The 15,803-nt window shown below is 61.0% G+C and carries 13 protein-coding genes; 2 read left to right on the forward strand and 11 right to left on the reverse strand.

All coding sequences use genetic code 11. The annotated features are described in order from the left end of the window. Positions 1-2: 2 nt before the first annotated feature. The 4 genes from ACF8EA_RS11035 to hutC all read right to left on the reverse strand — a co-directional run bounded on the left by ACF8EA_RS11035 (position 3) and on the right by hutC (position 4,425). Positions 3-971 (reverse strand): ABC transporter substrate-binding protein, encoded by a 969-nt coding sequence (locus tag ACF8EA_RS11035; protein ID WP_392522016.1) that lies wholly within the window; start codon positions 969-971, stop codon positions 3-5. A 107-nt stretch (positions 972-1,078) separates the two neighbouring features. Continuing rightward, on the reverse strand, positions 1,079-2,758 hold the full coding sequence (hutU, locus tag ACF8EA_RS11040) for a urocanate hydratase (protein ID WP_392522018.1): 1,680 nt from the start codon (positions 2,756-2,758) through the stop codon (positions 1,079-1,081). Positions 2,759-3,142: 384 nt separating this feature from the next. Beyond that, positions 3,143-3,718 carry a HutD family protein gene (locus ACF8EA_RS11045; RefSeq protein ID WP_392522020.1) on the reverse strand — a complete coding sequence of 192 codons (576 nt, stop codon included), beginning with the start codon at positions 3,716-3,718 and terminating at the stop codon, positions 3,143-3,145. Then, a complete protein-coding gene (hutC, locus tag ACF8EA_RS11050; protein ID WP_392522028.1) occupies positions 3,715-4,425 on the reverse strand; it encodes a histidine utilization repressor in 711 nt (236 codons plus the stop codon). Before hutC ends, ACF8EA_RS11045 begins: the two co-directional genes overlap by 4 nt. Positions 4,426-4,567: 142 nt before the next feature. Between hutC and ACF8EA_RS11055 the strand changes: the two genes are divergently transcribed. After that, positions 4,568-5,932 carry a formimidoylglutamate deiminase gene (locus tag ACF8EA_RS11055; protein ID WP_392522021.1) on the forward strand — a complete coding sequence of 455 codons (1,365 nt, stop codon included), beginning with the start codon at positions 4,568-4,570 and terminating at the stop codon, positions 5,930-5,932. Positions 5,933-6,088: 156 nt separating this feature from the next. On the opposite strand, the gene ACF8EA_RS11060 is transcribed toward ACF8EA_RS11055, so the two are convergent. The 5 genes from ACF8EA_RS11060 to ACF8EA_RS11080 all read right to left on the reverse strand — a co-directional run bounded on the left by ACF8EA_RS11060 (position 6,089) and on the right by ACF8EA_RS11080 (position 11,437). Beyond that, the gene (locus ACF8EA_RS11060; protein WP_392522023.1) at positions 6,089-6,661 is read right to left on the reverse strand and encodes a lipocalin family protein; all 573 of its coding nucleotides are present in this window, start codon (positions 6,659-6,661) and stop codon (positions 6,089-6,091) included. Further along, the gene (bamE, locus tag ACF8EA_RS11065; RefSeq protein WP_009681214.1) at positions 6,658-6,912 is read right to left on the reverse strand and encodes an outer membrane protein assembly factor BamE; all 255 of its coding nucleotides are present in this window, start codon (positions 6,910-6,912) and stop codon (positions 6,658-6,660) included. Before bamE ends, ACF8EA_RS11060 begins: the two co-directional genes overlap by 4 nt. 227 nt (positions 6,913-7,139) lie before the next feature. Further along, a complete protein-coding gene (locus ACF8EA_RS11070) occupies positions 7,140-7,736 on the reverse strand; it encodes a DUF924 family protein (protein WP_021783720.1) in 597 nt (198 codons plus the stop codon). A gap of 3 nt (positions 7,737-7,739) precedes the next feature. Further along, a complete protein-coding gene (locus ACF8EA_RS11075; protein ID WP_003249230.1) occupies positions 7,740-8,750 on the reverse strand; it encodes a class 1 fructose-bisphosphatase in 1,011 nt (336 codons plus the stop codon). Positions 8,751-8,986: 236 nt separating this feature from the next. Further along, entirely contained in the window at positions 8,987-11,437 is a 2,451-nt protein-coding gene (locus ACF8EA_RS11080) for a glycogen/starch/alpha-glucan phosphorylase (RefSeq protein WP_392522025.1), read from the reverse strand. Positions 11,438-11,621: 184 nt separating this feature from the next. Here ACF8EA_RS11080 and ACF8EA_RS11085 point away from each other — a divergent pair, with 184 nt between their 5' ends. After that, positions 11,622-12,026 carry a YkgJ family cysteine cluster protein gene (locus tag ACF8EA_RS11085; protein ID WP_049870388.1) on the forward strand — a complete coding sequence of 135 codons (405 nt, stop codon included), beginning with the start codon at positions 11,622-11,624 and terminating at the stop codon, positions 12,024-12,026. Positions 12,027-12,146: 120 nt separating this feature from the next. Here ACF8EA_RS11085 and typA read toward each other — a convergent pair whose 3' ends face one another. Further along, complete coding sequence (typA, locus tag ACF8EA_RS11090; RefSeq protein WP_021783717.1) at positions 12,147-13,967, reverse strand: translational GTPase TypA; 1,821 nt, start codon at positions 13,965-13,967, stop codon at positions 12,147-12,149. A gap of 128 nt (positions 13,968-14,095) precedes the next feature. Then, positions 14,096-15,550, reverse strand: coding sequence for a tRNA uracil 4-sulfurtransferase ThiI (gene thiI, locus ACF8EA_RS11095; protein WP_003249221.1), 1,455 nt, complete (start codon positions 15,548-15,550; stop codon positions 14,096-14,098). Positions 15,551-15,803: the final 253 nt, after the last annotated feature.

Consider the following 15,803-nt stretch of genomic DNA (forward strand, 5'->3'; position numbering starts at 1 on the left):
GCTCAAAGCGCCGCGTTGATCTTCTTGGCAGCCTCTTCGCTGACCCAGGCCTGCCAGACTTCAGGATGTTCCTTGAGGAACGCCTTGGCCAGCACAGGCGATTCGATCCGGTCCTTGGCCATGCGTGCGAGGTTCTGATTCAGCAGATCGATCGGCAAATTGACCTTCTGCAGTACCTCGACCAGCTCCGGCGCTTCATCGTGGAAGGCTCTGGACAGGCCAACCTTGATCGACACGGTCTTGTCCGCGCCCTCTTTTTCCTGCAGTTTGACCAGGTCGACCTGGCCCATCAGAGGGGTTGGTGTCCAGTAGTAGAACAGGATCGGCTCGCCGCGCTTGTAGCTCGACAGCACCGCAGCATCCAGCGCAGGACCGGTGCCGGGGCGGAAGTTGGTGTAGCTGCTTTCCAGGCCGTACTCCTTGAGCATCCTGGTGTTGTCCCGTTCACAGGTCCAACCGGCCGGGCAGTTGTAGAAACGGCCCTTGCTGGGCTCTTCCTGGTCCTTGAACACGCTGGCATATTTGCCCAGATCGGCCACGCTCGTGAGGCCCGGTGCCTTGGCTTCGAGCTTGCGCTTGGCGTCGCCCTCGATCACGTAGCGCGGCACGTACCAGCCCTCCTGCGCTCCGACTACCGGAGCACCGACACCGACCACCTTGCCGGCGGCTTCGGCCTTTTTCCAGACCTCGCTGCGGCCAACCCATTCTTCGGCAAACACCTGAATGTCATTGGTGCCCAAGGCGTTTTCCATGGTAATGGAGTTGCCGGGCAGACTGTCGGTGGCGCAGCCGTAACCGTTCTTCAGCACGAATTGCATCACGTCGGTCAGCAGCATGCCGCTTTCCCAGTTCAGCCCGGCAAATTTCACCGGCTTGCCAGACTCGCACCAGCCAGCGGCCTGGCTGCTACCAGCAACGCCGAGCAGGCCGAGGGCGAATAGCGAGGCAAGCAAGGTCTTATTGGTTTTCATTGCGTGACGCTCCCAAACTTGAAAGTGGAATTCGGCAGTCCTTGCAAGAAAAAGCTGGATCCAGAAGGGTGCTGAGTGGATAAACCCACGTAGCACCCTATGGACTATCAGCCAGTAATCATCGGCAGGTTCAGGCCCTGCTCTTTGGCGCAATCGATCGCGATCTGGTAACCGGCGTCAGCGTGTCGCATCACCCCAGTGGCCGGGTCGTTGGTCAGCACGCGGGCGATACGCTCGGCCGCTGCGTCGCTGCCATCACACACAATGACCATGCCAGAGTGCTGAGAGAAGCCCATACCCACGCCGCCGCCATGGTGAAGCGAAACCCAGGTGGCGCCGCTGGCAGTGTTAAGCAGCGCGTTGAGCAACGGCCAGTCGGACACGGCATCCGAACCGTCCTGCATGGCCTCGGTCTCGCGGTTGGGACTGGAAACCGACCCTGAGTCGAGGTGGTCGCGGCCGATTACGATCGGTGCCGACAGCTCGCCGCTGCGCACCATCTCGTTGAACGCCAGGCCCAGCTTGGCACGCAACCCAAGGCCAACCCAGCAGATGCGGGCCGGTAAGCCCTGGAAGCTGATGCGCTCACGGGCCATGTCCAGCCAGCGGTGCAGATGGGCATCGTCCGGAATCAGTTCCTTGACCTTGGCGTCGGTCTTGTAGATGTCCTCCGCATCGCCGGACAGCGCGACCCAGCGGAAAGGGCCGATACCGCGGCAGAAAAGCGGACGGATGTATGCGGGGACGAACCCAGGGAAGTCGAAGGCATTGGCTACGCCCTCCTCCTTGGCCATCTGGCGGATGTTGTTGCCGTAATCGAAGGTCGGCACGCCTTGCTTCTGGAAATCGAGCATGGCCTGCACATGCACGGCCATGGACTGTTTGGCAGCCTTGACCACAGCGGCGGGCTCGGTCTGCGCTCGGTCGCGATACTGCTCCCAGGTCCATCCCGCCGGCAGGTAGCCGTTGAGCGGGTCGTGGGCGCTGGTCTGGTCGGTGACCATGTCCGGGCGCACGCCGCGCTTGACCAGTTCGGGCAGGATCTCGGCAGCGTTGCCATGCAGGGCGATGGAGATGGCCTTGCCTTCGGCCGTGTACTTGGCAATGCGGGCCAAGGCGTCGTCAAGGTCTTGGGCCTGCTCGTCCACGTAGCGGGTTTGCAGGCGGAAATCGATACGGCTTTGCTGGCATTCGATATTCAGCGAGCAGGCGCCGGCCAGAGTCGCTGCCAGTGGCTGGGCCCCGCCCATGCCGCCCAGGCCCGCAGTCAGCACCCACTTGCCTATGAGGCTGCCCCCATAGTGTTGGCGGCCGGCCTCGACGAAGGTTTCGTACGTGCCTTGAACGATGCCTTGGCTGCCGATGTAGATCCAGCTGCCGGCCGTCATCTGACCGTACATAGCCAGGCCCTTGGCATCCAGTTCGTTGAAGTGCTCCCAGTTGGCCCAGTGTGGTACCAGATTGGAGTTTGCGATCAGCACCCGCGGGGCGTTGGCGTGAGTCTTGAACACACCAACCGGTTTGCCCGACTGCACCAGCAAGGTTTCATCATCATTCAGATGGGTCAGGCTTTCGACGATCTTGTCGTAGCAAGCCCAGTTGCGCGCGGCGCGGCCAATGCCGCCGTAAACCACCAGCTCCTTCGGGTTCTCGGCAACCTGCGGGTCAAGGTTGTTCATCAGCATGCGCAGCGGCGCTTCAGTCAACCAGCTCTTGGCCGTCAGCTTGTTGCCACGCGGGGCGCGGATCTCGACGTCACGGAATTTGTTCAGCTTATTGTCAGTCACGAAAAGTGCTCCTCGAGCGATCTATCCAAAAACCCGACGCGATCGGCGGGCCGGTGGGGCGGTCTGTACAGGGCGAATGGGACGGCCTATCCACTTTCGCCCACTTAGCTTTACTTGTACATACAAGCATATGCAATTGAACGGCCAAGTTGCTTCGCCGGGCGTTATTGCAGACACCGCAATGGCGTTTCAGCCCGCATGTCGCAAGGGCTGCAGGGAAGTTGAAAAAGCTGACGAGGAGCGTGGCGAGGCAAAAAACAAGCAGAAGGCATTGCGCCATCTTGGGGCATTCGGTAACAGATCAGACCTTTTCGGGGCGTTACCGGGTAACTCTTGGTGGGTTTACACGGCCCTTTTGCGGGAGTGCGAAGGGCCGGCGGGCATTCATGCCAACGGGGTCAGCTCGATGACACAGCAACGCCCAAGCACCTCCACCTCCAGTAGACGGTCGTTACCGCTCAATTGCATGCAGTCATACAACCCCAGTGGCGACTGCTGCTGGCCGTCGACACCTACCTGCAATTGCGCCTGGCCACTGAAAATCAATACGGTGCTGGCGGCACTGAAAAGCCGGCTACCACCGTTGTACCATTGCAATCGCGCACGGTAACGCAGCGGTGCGTAGATCAGATTGAAGTCGCGGATCGCCCCGCCCAACAGCGAGCAATTCACTTGGCTTTCACCGCTGAACGCATAGGCGTCGAAAGGCACGAGCGGCCGGCTGAGCTGACCATCCACCGTAAGACGCATACCATCCCCATGCAGTACGGTGATGATGCGCTGGTACCCGGTAAAGGTGGAGAACCCACCAGAGGCCTCGATATCGGCTATCGACAGGCGCCAGCCGAAGCCCTCGAGCCCGTCACCTGCATCTCGGGTGATTTCCTCGGTAAAGCCACCACCATTCTTCCACGGCATGCGCGGGTAATCTTTGGCACGCAACCATTGCAGCTCGCTCATTTGCTGAAGCGTCCTTCCAGGCGATGACGGGAACCGGGGTGGATCAATCGCGCCGCCGTGACAGGCTGGCGACCAGACCAGGTGCGGCGGCGAATCAACAGGCACGGCTCACCTTGCTCGATCTGCAGGAGCTGGCATTCGTCCGGCTCGGCGAGAATGGCTTCGACAACGTGCTCGCCTTCGGTCAGTGGCGCTACCTGGGACAGGTAGGCGTAGGGCGTCAGTAGGGTGAAATCCTGCTTGAGATAGTCCGGTGCGATCTGTGCATTGACGTAACGGTCTTCGATCTGCACCGGAACGCCATTTTCATAATGCACGATCAGCGAATGGAACACGCGCTGGCCTTCGCGCATGTCCAGGGCCAGGGCGCGTTCGGAGCCCGCGGCTTCCTCAGCCAGGGTGATCACCTGGCAGTTATGCTGGTGGCCACGTGCAGCAATCTCGTCGGCGATGTTGTTGACTTCGAAGAGCGCCGAACGGGTCTTGGGTTCGGCAACGAAGGTGCCGACCCCTTGCATGCGCACCAGCAGCCCTTCGGCGGTAAGCTCGCGCAACGCACGGTTGATGGTCATGCGGCTGAAGCCCAGCTGGCTGACGAGCTCACTTTCGGACGGCACGCGATGGTGCGGCGGCCAGCTGCCATTCTCGATCTGCTGGATGATCATCTGCTTGACCCGGGCATACAAAGGCGCCGGGCCCTCGCCCATTTGGGCCACCAGCGGGGAGACAGAAGGTGTCGGCACGGCGTTTGATCCTTGTGCGAATAGATTGATGGTAGCTTGCCGGAGTTTACCCGGCAGGCAAACGGCTGTATATGTATATACAAGCTGAACAATAACAGGACTGCCAATGCCCGCCTATTACGCCGAACGCGCCCTCCTGCCCAACGGCTGGGCCCATAATGTCCGTTTCGAGGTAGCCGATGATGGCTCCCTGGCGGCAATCGAAGCCGATGCAAATGCCGAAGGCGCCGAGCGCCTTGCCGGCCCTGTGCTGCCCGGCATGCCCAACCTGCACTCACATGCCTTCCAGCGCGCCATGGCAGGCCTGGCGGAAGTTGCCGGCAACCCCAACGACAGTTTCTGGACCTGGCGCGAGCTGATGTATCGCCTGGTCGGGCAGATCAGCCCCCAGCAGCTTCAGGTCATCGCTCGCCAGTTGTACATCGAGATGCTCAAGGCCGGCTACACCTCTGTGGCCGAATTCCATTACGTACACCACGACCAGGCCGGCAAGCCCTACGCCGACCCGGTCGAACTGTCGCTCCGCATCAGCGCGGCTGCGGCCGATAGCGGCATTGGCCTGACCTTGCTGCCGGTGCTGTACAGCCATGCAGGCTTTGGCGGCCAGGCGCCGAACGACGGGCAGCGGCGCTTCATCAACTCCACTGAACAGTACCTGCAGTTGCAAGCGCAACTCGCCCCGCTGCTGGCCGCGCAACCCGCGCAGCACCTGGGCCTGTGCTTCCACTCGCTAAGGGCGGTAACACCTGGGCAGATCACCGAAGTGCTGGCGGCCAGCGACAGGCAGTGCCCGGTGCATATCCACATCGCCGAACAACAGAAGGAAGTTGACGACTGCCTGGCCTGGAGCGGCCTGCGCCCACTGCAGTGGCTGTACAAGCACGTGGACGTGGACCGCCGTTGGTGCCTGGTACACGCTACCCATGCCGAACCGGACGAAGTAACTGCCATGGCCCGCAGCGGCGCGGTGGCCGGGTTGTGCCTGACCACCGAAGCCAACCTGGGCGACGGGATTTTCCCGGCAGTGGATTTCCTGGCACAGGGCGGGCGCATGGGTATTGGCTCGGACAGCCATGTGTCGTTAAGCGTGGTGGAGGAACTGCGTTGGCTGGAATATGGCCAGCGCCTGCGGGATCAACGGCGCAACCGCCTGTATCGCGGCGACCAGCCGATGGTCGGGCGCACGCTGTATGACGCGGCGCTGGCCGGTGGTGCGCAGGCGCTGGGGCAGGCGGTCGGTGAGCTGGCGGTGGGCAAGCGCGCCGACTGGCTGGTGCTCGATGGACAGGACCCGTACATCGCCATGGCGGAGGGCGACGCCATTCTCAACCGCTGGCTGTTTGCCGGTGGCGATCGCCAGGTGCGCGATGTGATGGTGAATGGGCAGTGGGTGGTACGCCAGGGGCGGCATGCGCAAGAAGAAGAAAGCGGGCGGGCGTTTACCGAAGTGTTGCGCGAGCTTTTGGGCTGAGTGTACCGGGGCTGCGTTGCAGCCCTTCGCGGGCAAGCCCGCTCCCACAGGTTGGACTGCCCCCCCAAAAAACGTCTTGTGGGCAGTCCAGGGCTCAGCGCAGAACCTGTGAGAGCGGGCTTGCCCGCGAAGGGTTGCAACGCAACCCCGAAAAACTCAGTGCATTTTTACTATTTGCTGATCGGACGCCCGCCAGATCAAGCGGCTGGTGTCATACCCCTGCTGCCGCGCCCTGGACAGCAGGTTCTCGCGCTCCCAGGCAGGCAGCGTCGGCGTACGCGACAATATCCACAGGTATTTGCGGTCCGGGCTGCCGACGATGGCCGTACGGTAGTGCTCGTCCACATAAAGAATCCAGTACTCACCCCGCGCCACGCCTGGCACCAGCTTGGTGAACCAGTTATCGAACTCGACCCACAGCTTGTCGGTGTGCCCCGGCTCCTGGATATTCGCATGCCCTTCGGCGCGTAGCCATTCATCACCCATGGTGCGGCAGCGGTTGAGCACGCCATAACTGCCATCAGGCCTGAGGTTGTAATGGGCCTCGGACTGCTCGCAGCCTTCCTGATAGCGCATGGGCAGGCGCGCCAGCTCGTACCATTTGCCCTGGTAGCGCTTGAGGTCGACATGGCCGGCGGTTTTCGGTGCCAGCGGGTCGTGCGAGGAACCTGCACAACCGCCCAGCAGCAACGCCAGGCAAACCCCCATCAGCAGGTACGCACGCCTCATTTGAGACCCTGCCCGGAATACATCAGCACCTTGTCAGCTGCGTACTGCACGCTGATGAAGCTCTTCTCGTCCCCCCAGGTGCAGCTGCTCATGCCCAACGCGCCAGAACACTCGGTCGGCGTGCCGAGCAACTGCTCGACCTCGGCCTTGCTCATACCGGCCTTGATCTTGGAATAGTTTTCCTGGTTGATCTTGCTGCAGGCGGTCAGCACGACGCACAGCGACAACAGGGCGAGGGAACGCAACGACATGAAGGGACACTCCTGAAAGATGATACAGGCGAGTGGCCTGCAGTGACCTTCGACGTAAAAATCCCTCCCAGGTTCCCTGCCCCACCCCCTTTGCCCCTACACCATTGGTCGGATGGCCACTACTGTGCGATTAATCACAAAGCATTAGTCATGCGCACAATAAAAAAGGCCGCCCCTGTTGGAGCGGCCTTGCGTCGCGATGGCCTGCACAGCAGGCCCCTTGGGCGTCAGAAGCGAGACCCAGGCTCCAGCAAAAAGTCCATCTCTTCGCTGGTACTCGGCCGCTCCAGCACCAGGTTGCGGTGCGGGAAACGCCCGAACCGGGCGATTACCCGCTGGTGCTGCTCGGCATAGTCGAGGAAGCCTTCGAACAGCCGGCGGTTGGCCTCGGGCTGTTCATCCAGCAGCATTTGATAGCGTTCCACGCACAGGTTCTGCCAGTCCAGCACCTCGGCATGCTCCAGCACCAGCAGCACAAACACCCGCTGGATCGGCAGCAGCTGGTAGTCCCAGCCCTTCTGCAGGCCCTGCATGGCCACTACCTGGGCACGCCGATCGCCCTCAAAGGCGCGCGGCGTGTCGCGGTAGATCATGCGTGGCAGCTGGTCGAGCAAAATCAGCAGACCCAGCCAGCCCTGCGGGCTTTGCTGCCACTCGTCGAGCCCACCCGCCAGGGCGTGCTCGACCAGGTCGCCAAACAGCGCATGGGCGTCGGCATCGTAATGCTTGCCGAACCACAGCGTGCTCTTCTCGTCAGCCACGGCCTGGGCACTGGTGCCCCAACCGAACCACCACTCCAGCAACGGCTGCCAAGGTGCGAGCATGACTTACTCCTTGTGGTAGGCGGTGACGCGCTCGACCTCTTCCTTCGAGCCGAGGATCACCGACACGCGCTGGTGCAGGCTTTCTGGCTTGATGTCGAGGATGCGATCGTAACCGTTGGTGGAAGCGCCGCCGGCCTGTTCGATGATGAACGACATCGGGTTGGCTTCGTACATCAGGCGCAGCTTGCCCGGCTTGCTTGGTTCGCGGGCGTCACGTGGGTACATGAACAGACCGCCACGGGTCAGGATGCGGTGCACGTCGGCCACCATCGAGGCGATCCAGCGCATGTTGTAGTTCTTCTTCAGCGGGCCGGTCTCACCTGCCAGCAGTTCGCCCACGTACCGCTGTACCGGTGCTTCCCAGTGGCGCTGGTTGGACATGTTGATGGCGAACTCGGCGGTGGTTTCCGGTACGCGGATGTTTTCGTGAGTCAGCACGAAGCTGCCCAGTTCACGGTCCAGAGTGAAGCCCTTGACGCCGTTGCCCAAGGTCAGGATCAGCATGGTCTGTGGACCGTAGATGGCATAACCGGCAGCAACCTGCTCGGTACCTGGCTGCAGGAACGCTTCTTCGTTGAGGCTTTCGTTCTGGCTCAGGTACTGGTTAGGGCAACGCAGAACCGAGAAGATGGTACCGACCGAGACGTTGACGTCGATGTTCGACGAACCGTCCAGCGGGTCGAAGACCAGCAGGTAGGCGCCTTTCGGGTACTTGCCCGGGATCTGGTATGCGTTGTCCATTTCTTCGGAAGCCATGCCAGCCAGGTGACCGCCCCACTCGTTGGCTTCCAGCAGGATATCGTTGGAAATCACGTCAAGTTTCTTCTGGACCTCGCCCTGCACGTTTTCAGTGCCCATGCTGCCCAGCACACCACCGAGGGCGCCTTTGGATACGTGATGGCTGATTTCCTTGCACGCACGCGCTACCACTTCGATCAGGAAGCGCAGATCGGCAGGGGTATTGTTGCTGCGGGTCTGCTCAATCAGATAGCGACTCAGGGTAACGCGGGACATGTATGGCTCCGAACGGATTGGGGGATGAAAACCCCCGCAGTTTACAGGGAGAGTGGCGGGCTAGCGAGTGATGAGACTCGCCACGGCTCTCAGACGGCACAATAGGTCGGTAGTTCAGCGCGCGCCAGGCCGGTGGTCTGGTTGTGGGGCCATTCGCGGGCGCGCCCTCCCCCACAGGTTGATGAGGCCCCTGCAGGAGCGGGTTTACCCGCGAACAAGCCAGCATGGGCGCTGCATCAATCCAGCGCCTTCCAGATCTCGGTCGCATACTCACGGATAGTCCGATCCGACGAGAACCAGCCCATCCGCGCAGTATTGAGCACCGCCTTGCGCCACCACTCCTGCGGCGTATGCCACAGTTCCTCGACCTGCCGCTGGGCATCCCAGTAGGCATCGAAATCGGCGCACACCAGGAAGCGGTCGTAGGCGATCAGGCCGTCGATCAACCCGGTGTAACGAGAGGGGTCATCTGGCGAGAACACACCACTGCGAATAGCCTGCAACACATCGTTCAAGCGGTTGGAAGCGGCTATGGCAGCGCTGGCACCAAAGTCACCGGCACGCTTGCGCCTTTCAACCTGCTGCGCGGTCAGGCCAAAGATGAACATGTTGTCGGCCCCCACCTGTTCGCACATCTCCACGTTGGCGCCATCCAGGGTGCCAATGGTCAGCGCACCATTGAGGCCGAACTTCATGTTGCTGGTACCGGACGCTTCGTAACCCGCGGTGGATATCTGCTCGGAAAGGTCCGCCGCCGGGATGATGCTCTCGGCCAGGCTGACGTTGTAGTTGGGCAGGAACACCACCTTCAGCAGGCCGCGCACCGTCGGGTCGTTGTTCACCACCCGGGCGATGTCGTTGGCCAGCTTGATGATCAGTTTGGCCTGGTGGTAACTGGCCGCAGCCTTGCCAGCGAAGATCTTCACCCGTGGCACCCAGTTGGTGCCAGGGTCATTGCGTATGGCCTGGTACAGTGCAACGGTGTGCAGCAGGTTGAGCAACTGGCGCTTGTATTCGTGAATGCGTTTGACCTGAACGTCGAATAGCGCCTCGGGGTTGACCGTGACGCCGATGCGATCCTGAATGATGCTGGCCAGGGCACGCTTGCTGTGCAGCCGCTGGGCAGCGAACTGCTTGCGAAAAGCGGCTTTGTCGGCGAACGGCACCAGGCCCGCCAGCCGCGTCTGCGGGTCGTCCTTGAGTTCCGGCCCAAGTGCCTCGACCAGCATCTCGGTCAACTGGGGGTTGGACTGGTACAACCAGCGGCGGAAGGTAATGCCGTTGGTCTTGTTGTTGATCCGTTTCGGGTAGAGCTTGTGCAGCTCGGAGAACACCGTGCTCTTCATCAACTTGCTGTGCAGCGCCGACACGCCGTTGACGCTGTGCGAGCCAAGAAACGCCAGGTTGCCCATGCGCACCCGTCGGCCGTTATCTTCCTCGATCAGCGAAACCGCGCGCAGCACGTCGAAGTCGTGCAGGCCTTTGGCGCGCAGGCTGTCAATGTGGTAGGCGTTGATCAGGTAGATGATCTGCATGTGCCGCGGCAACATGCGCTCCATCAGCGCTACCGGCCAGGTTTCCAGGGCTTCTGGCAACAGGGTGTGGTTGGTGTAGGCGAGCGTACCGACGGTCAGCTCCCAGGCCTTTTCCCAAGGCACTTCGTGCTGGTCCACCAGCAACCGCATCAGCTCCGCCACCGCAATCGAAGGGTGGGTGTCATTTAGCTGGATGGCCGCTGCATCAGGCAGGTTGAGCAGGTCCTTGTGCATGTTCAGGTGACGCCGCAGCAAGTCCTGCAGCGAAGCCGAGACGAAAAAGTACTCCTGGCGAAGGCGCAGTTCCTGACCGGCCTCGGTACTGTCGGCTGGGTAAAGCACACGCGAAATGCTCTCGGCACGCGCCACTTCAGCCACCGCCCCCAAGTGGTCACCGGCGTTGAAGCGCTCCAGGTGCAACTCTTCCAGCGCACGCGCACGCCACAGACGCAGGGTGTTGACGCTGGATCCGCGCCAGCCGACTACCGGCGTGTCGTAGGCCACCGCCCGCACCGTCTCGCCAGGCCACCATACCTGGCGCTGGACACCGCTTGCATCGTGGACCGTTTCGACGCTGCCGCCAAAGCTGATCGGGTAGATCACCTCGGCGCGCTCGAATTCCCAGGGGTTGCCGAAATCCAGCCAGTTTTCGGTCTGTTCTTGCTGCCAGCCATCGACCACGGCCTGACGGAACAGCCCGTGCTCGTAGCGGATGCCGTAACCATGGGCAGCGATACCCAGGGTAGACATGCTCTCCATGAAGCACGCTGCCAGACGGCCAAGGCCGCCATTGCCCAGCGCGGCGTCCGGTTCGAGCAGGCGAATGCGCTCAAGGTCCACATCCAGCCCCTCCAGCGCATCGCGCGCGATGTCCAGCAGGCCCAGGTTGCTCAGGCTGTCGTACAGCAAGCGGCCGATGAGAAACTCCAGGGAAAGGTAGTAGACCCGCTTCTGGCTGCGTCGATAAGCCTGCCGGGTGTGATCCATCCAGTGATCGACCATGTGATCGCGTGCAGCCAGGGCAATCGCTTCGAACCAGTCATGGTCGAAGGCGTGCTCGGGGTCCTTGCCGACCGCGTAGGTCAGCTTGTTCAGTACAGCGGCACGAAAATCCGCGACTTCGGCGTCACGTGCTTTGGGTTCCTGGGACATGCGGCATCCTCGGGCAAGTTGACGAAAGCGGAGGGAGAGTGATGAGACTAGACCCTTCGACAGGGAGCGACAGTTACGGTTCGCAGTTTTCATGCCCACTCTGCGATTCCGGCAAAAGGTTGTTCATAAATTGAACAATTCCGGTATCATCGCGCGCCCCAAGACCGTGATCCACCCTATAAAGATGAAAACGACCCTGATCGCCGCCGCCGAAGTCGACCGCCTGGAGACTTGGCAGCGCTACGCCAGCCACATGTGCCACGGCTGCCATTCGACCTGCTGCACCCTGCCGGTAGAGGTGAAGATCAAGGATCTGATCCGTATCGGCGTGGTCGACGAGTTCGAAAAAGACGAACCACCCAAGAACGTGGCCAAACGCCTGCAAAAAGAAGGCATCATCGAGCGCTTCAACCAGAAGTCGGGGATCTTCACCCTGACCCGGATGAGCAACGACGACTGCATGTACCTGGATCGTAAAAGCCGTCTGTGCACCATTTATGACAAGCGTCCGGATACCTGCCGCAACCATCCCAAGGTCGGGCCGCGCCCTGGGTATTGTGCCTACAAGCCCAAGGTGGTTGGGCGCTGACCGTCAGCCGGTTCTGGCCTCTTCGCGGGCTTGCCCGCGAAAGGACCAACACAAATCCTGCAGACAAAAAAACGCCCCCGGCCTTTCGACCGGGGGCGTTTTTATTCAGCCTGAGCTAACTCAGTTCTTGGCTTTCTTGGCTGCGCGGGTACGCTCGCCTTCGTCCAGGATCTTCTTGCGCAGACGGATCGACTTAGGCGTCACTTCGCACAGCTCGTCGTCCTGGATGAATTCCAGGGCCTGCTCGAGGGTGTGGCGAACTGGCGGTACCAGGGCGATGACTTCGTCTTTGCCCGAAGCACGCATGTTGTCGAGCTTCTTGCCTTTGGTCGGGTTCACGCCCAGGTCGTTGTCACGGCTGTTCAGGCCGATGATCTGACCGTTGTAGATCTCCTGGCCGTGTTCAACGAACAGCTTGCCGCGAGCCTGCAGGGTTTCCAGCGAGTAGGTCAGTGCCTTGCCAGTCTCGACCGAAACCAGTACGCCGTTGAGGCGGCCGGACATCTGGCCCGACTTCATGGTGTCGTAGCGATCGAAGATCGAGGTCAGGATGCCTGCACCGTTGGTCAGGGTCAGGAACTGGTTACGGAAACCGATCAGACCACGGGCTGGAATGTTGTACTCCAGACGAACACGGCCCTTGCCATCCGGAACCATGTTGGTCAGGTCGCCTTTACGCAGACCCATTTCTTCCATGACCTTGCCCTGGGATTCTTCAGGGATGTCGATGGTGACGTTCTCGAACGGCTCCTGCTTCACGCCGTCGACTTCGCGGATGATCACTTCAGGACGGCCCACGGCCATTTCGAAGCCTTCACGACGCATGGTTTCGATCAGCACCGAAAGGTGCAGCTCACCACGGCCCGAAACCTTGAACTTGTCAGGGGAGTCGGTTTCCTGAACGCGCAGGGCAACGTTGTACAGAAGCTCCTTGTCCAGACGGTCCTTGATGTTACGGCTGGTGACGAACTTGCCTTCTTTACCGCAGAACGGCGAGTCGTTGACCTGGAAGGTCATCGAAACGGTCGGCTCGTCAACGGTCAGCGGCTTCATCGCTTCTACCGCATCCGGGGCGCACAGGGTGTCGGAGATGAACAGCTCATCGAAACCGCTGATGCAGACGATATCACCGGCCTGGGCTTCTTCGACGTCAACGCGGTGCAGACCGTGGTGACCCATCAGCTTCAGGATACGGCCGTTACGCTTCTTGCCGTTGGTATCGATGGCGACAACCGGGGTGTTCGGCTTGACGCGACCACGGGCGATGCGGCCAACACCGATAACACCGAGGAAGCTGTTGTAGTCCAGTGCGGAGATCTGCATCTGGAACGGGCCTTCGCGGTCAACAGACGGTGCCGGTACGTTGTCGATGATCGACTGGTACAGCGCGGTCATGTCTTCGCCCATGGCGGTGTGGTCCAGGCCGGCAATGCCGTTCAGGGCCGAGGCGTAGACCACTTTGAAGTCCAGCTGTTCGTCGGTGGCACCGAGGTTGTCGAACAGATCGAAGATCTGGTCCAGAACCCAGTCAGGACGCGCGCCTGGGCGGTCAACCTTGTTGATCACGACGATTGGTTTCAGGCCGGCTTCGAAGGCCTTCTTGGTCACGAAGCGGGTTTGCGGCATCGGGCCGTCCTGGGCGTCGACCAGCAGCAGCACGGAGTCGACCATCGACATTACACGCTCAACCTCGCCACCGAAGTCGGCGTGGCCGGGGGTGTCGACGATGTTGATGTGGTAGCCGTTCCAGTTGATGGCGGTGTTTTTCGCCAGAATGGTAATACCGCGCTCTTTTTCCTGGTCGTTGGAGTCCATGACGCGCTCGTCGTTGAGCTCGTTACGCTCCAGAGTGCCGGACTGACGCAGGAGTTTGTCGACCAGAGTGGTTTTACCATGGTCAACGTGGGCGATGATGGCGATGTTACGCAGATTTTCGATCACAAGTGTATCTCGATCAGAGGATTCGGTTGCCGCCCAGTGTAGGCGGCCAATATGTACTGTTTAAGGCTCAGCGGGCCCGGCGGTCGGGAGGGCGATGGCGAATACTGCCGCCATACAGCCCCGGCATCTTATGTCGGACGATAAACACGCACATTGGCATGTCCCTCACTGAGCAGGTGGTGTGCGTGCAAACGGCTCATCACACCCTTGTCGCAATACAGCAAGTACTGGCGCGTAGGGTCCAGATGCTTGAACTTGCTGTTGATGGCGTAGAACGGCATGGCCTGGACCTCGATACCTTCCAGCACCAGAGGTTCGTCTTCCTGGGCATCGGGGTGGCGAATGTCGATGACGATCTGGCCAGGCAGCGCCTCGGCCACTTCCTCGATTTCGATGTCCTTGCCCAGCTCATCGATCACATGGTCGATGGAAATGAACTTGGCGCGCTCAAGAGCGCGCTCCAGTACGGCCATGTCGAACTGTTTTTCTTCGTGCTCCATGCGGTGACGCTTGGCATGGGTGGTCGGGTTTACCGAGATCACGCCGCAGTATTCCGGCATGTGCTTGGCAAAGTCCGCGGTGCCGATTTCGGTGGCCTGGTCGATGATGTCCTGCTTGTGGCTGGCCAGCAGCGGGCGCAGCACCAGCTTGTCGGTGGCCGAGTCGATGATCGACAGGTTCGGCAAGGTCTGGCTGGACACCTGGGAAATCGCTTCGCCGGTCACCAGCGCGTCGATCTGCAGGCGGTCGGCCATATGGGCGGCGCCGCGCAGCATCATGCGCTTGAGGGTCACGCCCATGTAGCTGTTGTCGACCTTGTTGAGGATTTCGCCAACCACTTCTTCGAACGGCACACTGATGAACAGTACACGCTGGCTGCTGCCGTACTTCTTCCACAGGTAGTGGGCCACTTCCATCACGCCCAGCTCGTGGGCACGGCCGCCGAGGTTGAAGAAGCAGAAGTGGGTCATCAGGCCGCGGCGCATCATCTGGTAGGCCGCAACGGTGGAGTCGAAACCACCGGACATCAGCACCAGGGTCTGCTCCAGGGCGCCCAGCGGATAACCGCCGATGCCGTTGTGCTGGTTGTGGATCACGTACAGGCGCTGGTCGCGGATTTCGATGCGCACCAGCACTTCAGGCTTTTTCAGCTCGATACCGGCGGCGCCACACTGCTGGCGCAGCTGGCTGCCGACGTAACGGTCGACATCCATCGAGGTGAAGTCATGGTGGCCACCGCGCTTGCAGCGCACGGCGAAGTGCTTGCCGGCCAGCAGGTGGCCGAAGTGGTGCTTGCACTTGGCGACGATGTCGTCGAAGTCACCCAGCGGGTATTCCTCAACCTGCAGGAAGTGAGTGATACCCGGCGTGCAGGTGAGGCGTTCGATCATCTCGCGCTGGACTTTTTCGTCTTCGACGCGGGTAACCACTTCGAGATTGTCCCAGACACCATCTACCGCGAGCTCAGGGTCGAGATCCTTGAGCACGTTGCGGATGTTCTTGCCAAGCTGGCGGATGAAGCGCTTGCGCACCGGCCGGCTTTTGATGGTGATTTCTGGGAAGACTTTGACGATAAGTTTCATTGGTTAACAGCGCGCGCAGGGCCTGCCGAAAATGAGGGGCGCGAATTATATCGGAAATTGCTCAGGATTTGACCAACTTTTGATCAGAAGCTTTGAGATAAATGTCAGAGCCGGATTTTTTGGTGCCCGTGAGGCCGAGCGCCGCCCGCGCGGCGCATCGCGAGCTGCGCTCGCTCCTACGTTTGTTTCGGGCCAGTTACGCCTGCGACAGGCGCGCGCGATCGCCTTGTTTGTACGACGCGATATCGCGCCA

The organism is Pseudomonas sp. YQ_5 (genome assembly GCF_043103305.1).
Lineage (GTDB): Bacteria > Pseudomonadota > Gammaproteobacteria > Pseudomonadales > Pseudomonadaceae > Aquipseudomonas > Aquipseudomonas putida_Y.

What these genes read in the sequence shown, in the direction of transcription:
- ACF8EA_RS11085 (WP_049870388.1), top strand. Translation starts at nt 11,622, where the DNA reads ATGAAAACGACCCTGATCGCCGCCGCCGAAGTCGACCGCCTGGAGACT.
- thiI (WP_003249221.1), bottom strand. Translation starts at nt 15,550, where the DNA reads ATGAAACTTATCGTCAAAGTCTTCCCAGAAATCACCATCAAAAGCCGG.
- ACF8EA_RS11075 (WP_003249230.1), bottom strand. Translation starts at nt 8,750, where the DNA reads ATGTCCCGCGTTACCCTGAGTCGCTATCTGATTGAGCAGACCCGCAGC.
- ACF8EA_RS11035 (WP_392522016.1), bottom strand. Translation starts at nt 971, where the DNA reads ATGAAAACCAATAAGACCTTGCTTGCCTCGCTATTCGCCCTCGGCCTG.
- bamE (WP_009681214.1), bottom strand. Translation starts at nt 6,912, where the DNA reads ATGTCGTTGCGTTCCCTCGCCCTGTTGTCGCTGTGCGTCGTGCTGACC.
- hutC (WP_392522028.1), bottom strand. Translation starts at nt 4,425, where the DNA reads ATGGGCGAGGGCCCGGCGCCTTTGTATGCCCGGGTCAAGCAGATGATC.
- ACF8EA_RS11045 (WP_392522020.1), bottom strand. Translation starts at nt 3,718, where the DNA reads ATGAGCGAGCTGCAATGGTTGCGTGCCAAAGATTACCCGCGCATGCCG.
- ACF8EA_RS11055 (WP_392522021.1), top strand. Translation starts at nt 4,568, where the DNA reads ATGCCCGCCTATTACGCCGAACGCGCCCTCCTGCCCAACGGCTGGGCC.
- ACF8EA_RS11070 (WP_021783720.1), bottom strand. Translation starts at nt 7,736, where the DNA reads ATGCTCGCACCTTGGCAGCCGTTGCTGGAGTGGTGGTTCGGTTGGGGC.
- ACF8EA_RS11060 (WP_392522023.1), bottom strand. Translation starts at nt 6,661, where the DNA reads ATGAGGCGTGCGTACCTGCTGATGGGGGTTTGCCTGGCGTTGCTGCTG.
- ACF8EA_RS11080 (WP_392522025.1), bottom strand. Translation starts at nt 11,437, where the DNA reads ATGTCCCAGGAACCCAAAGCACGTGACGCCGAAGTCGCGGATTTTCGT.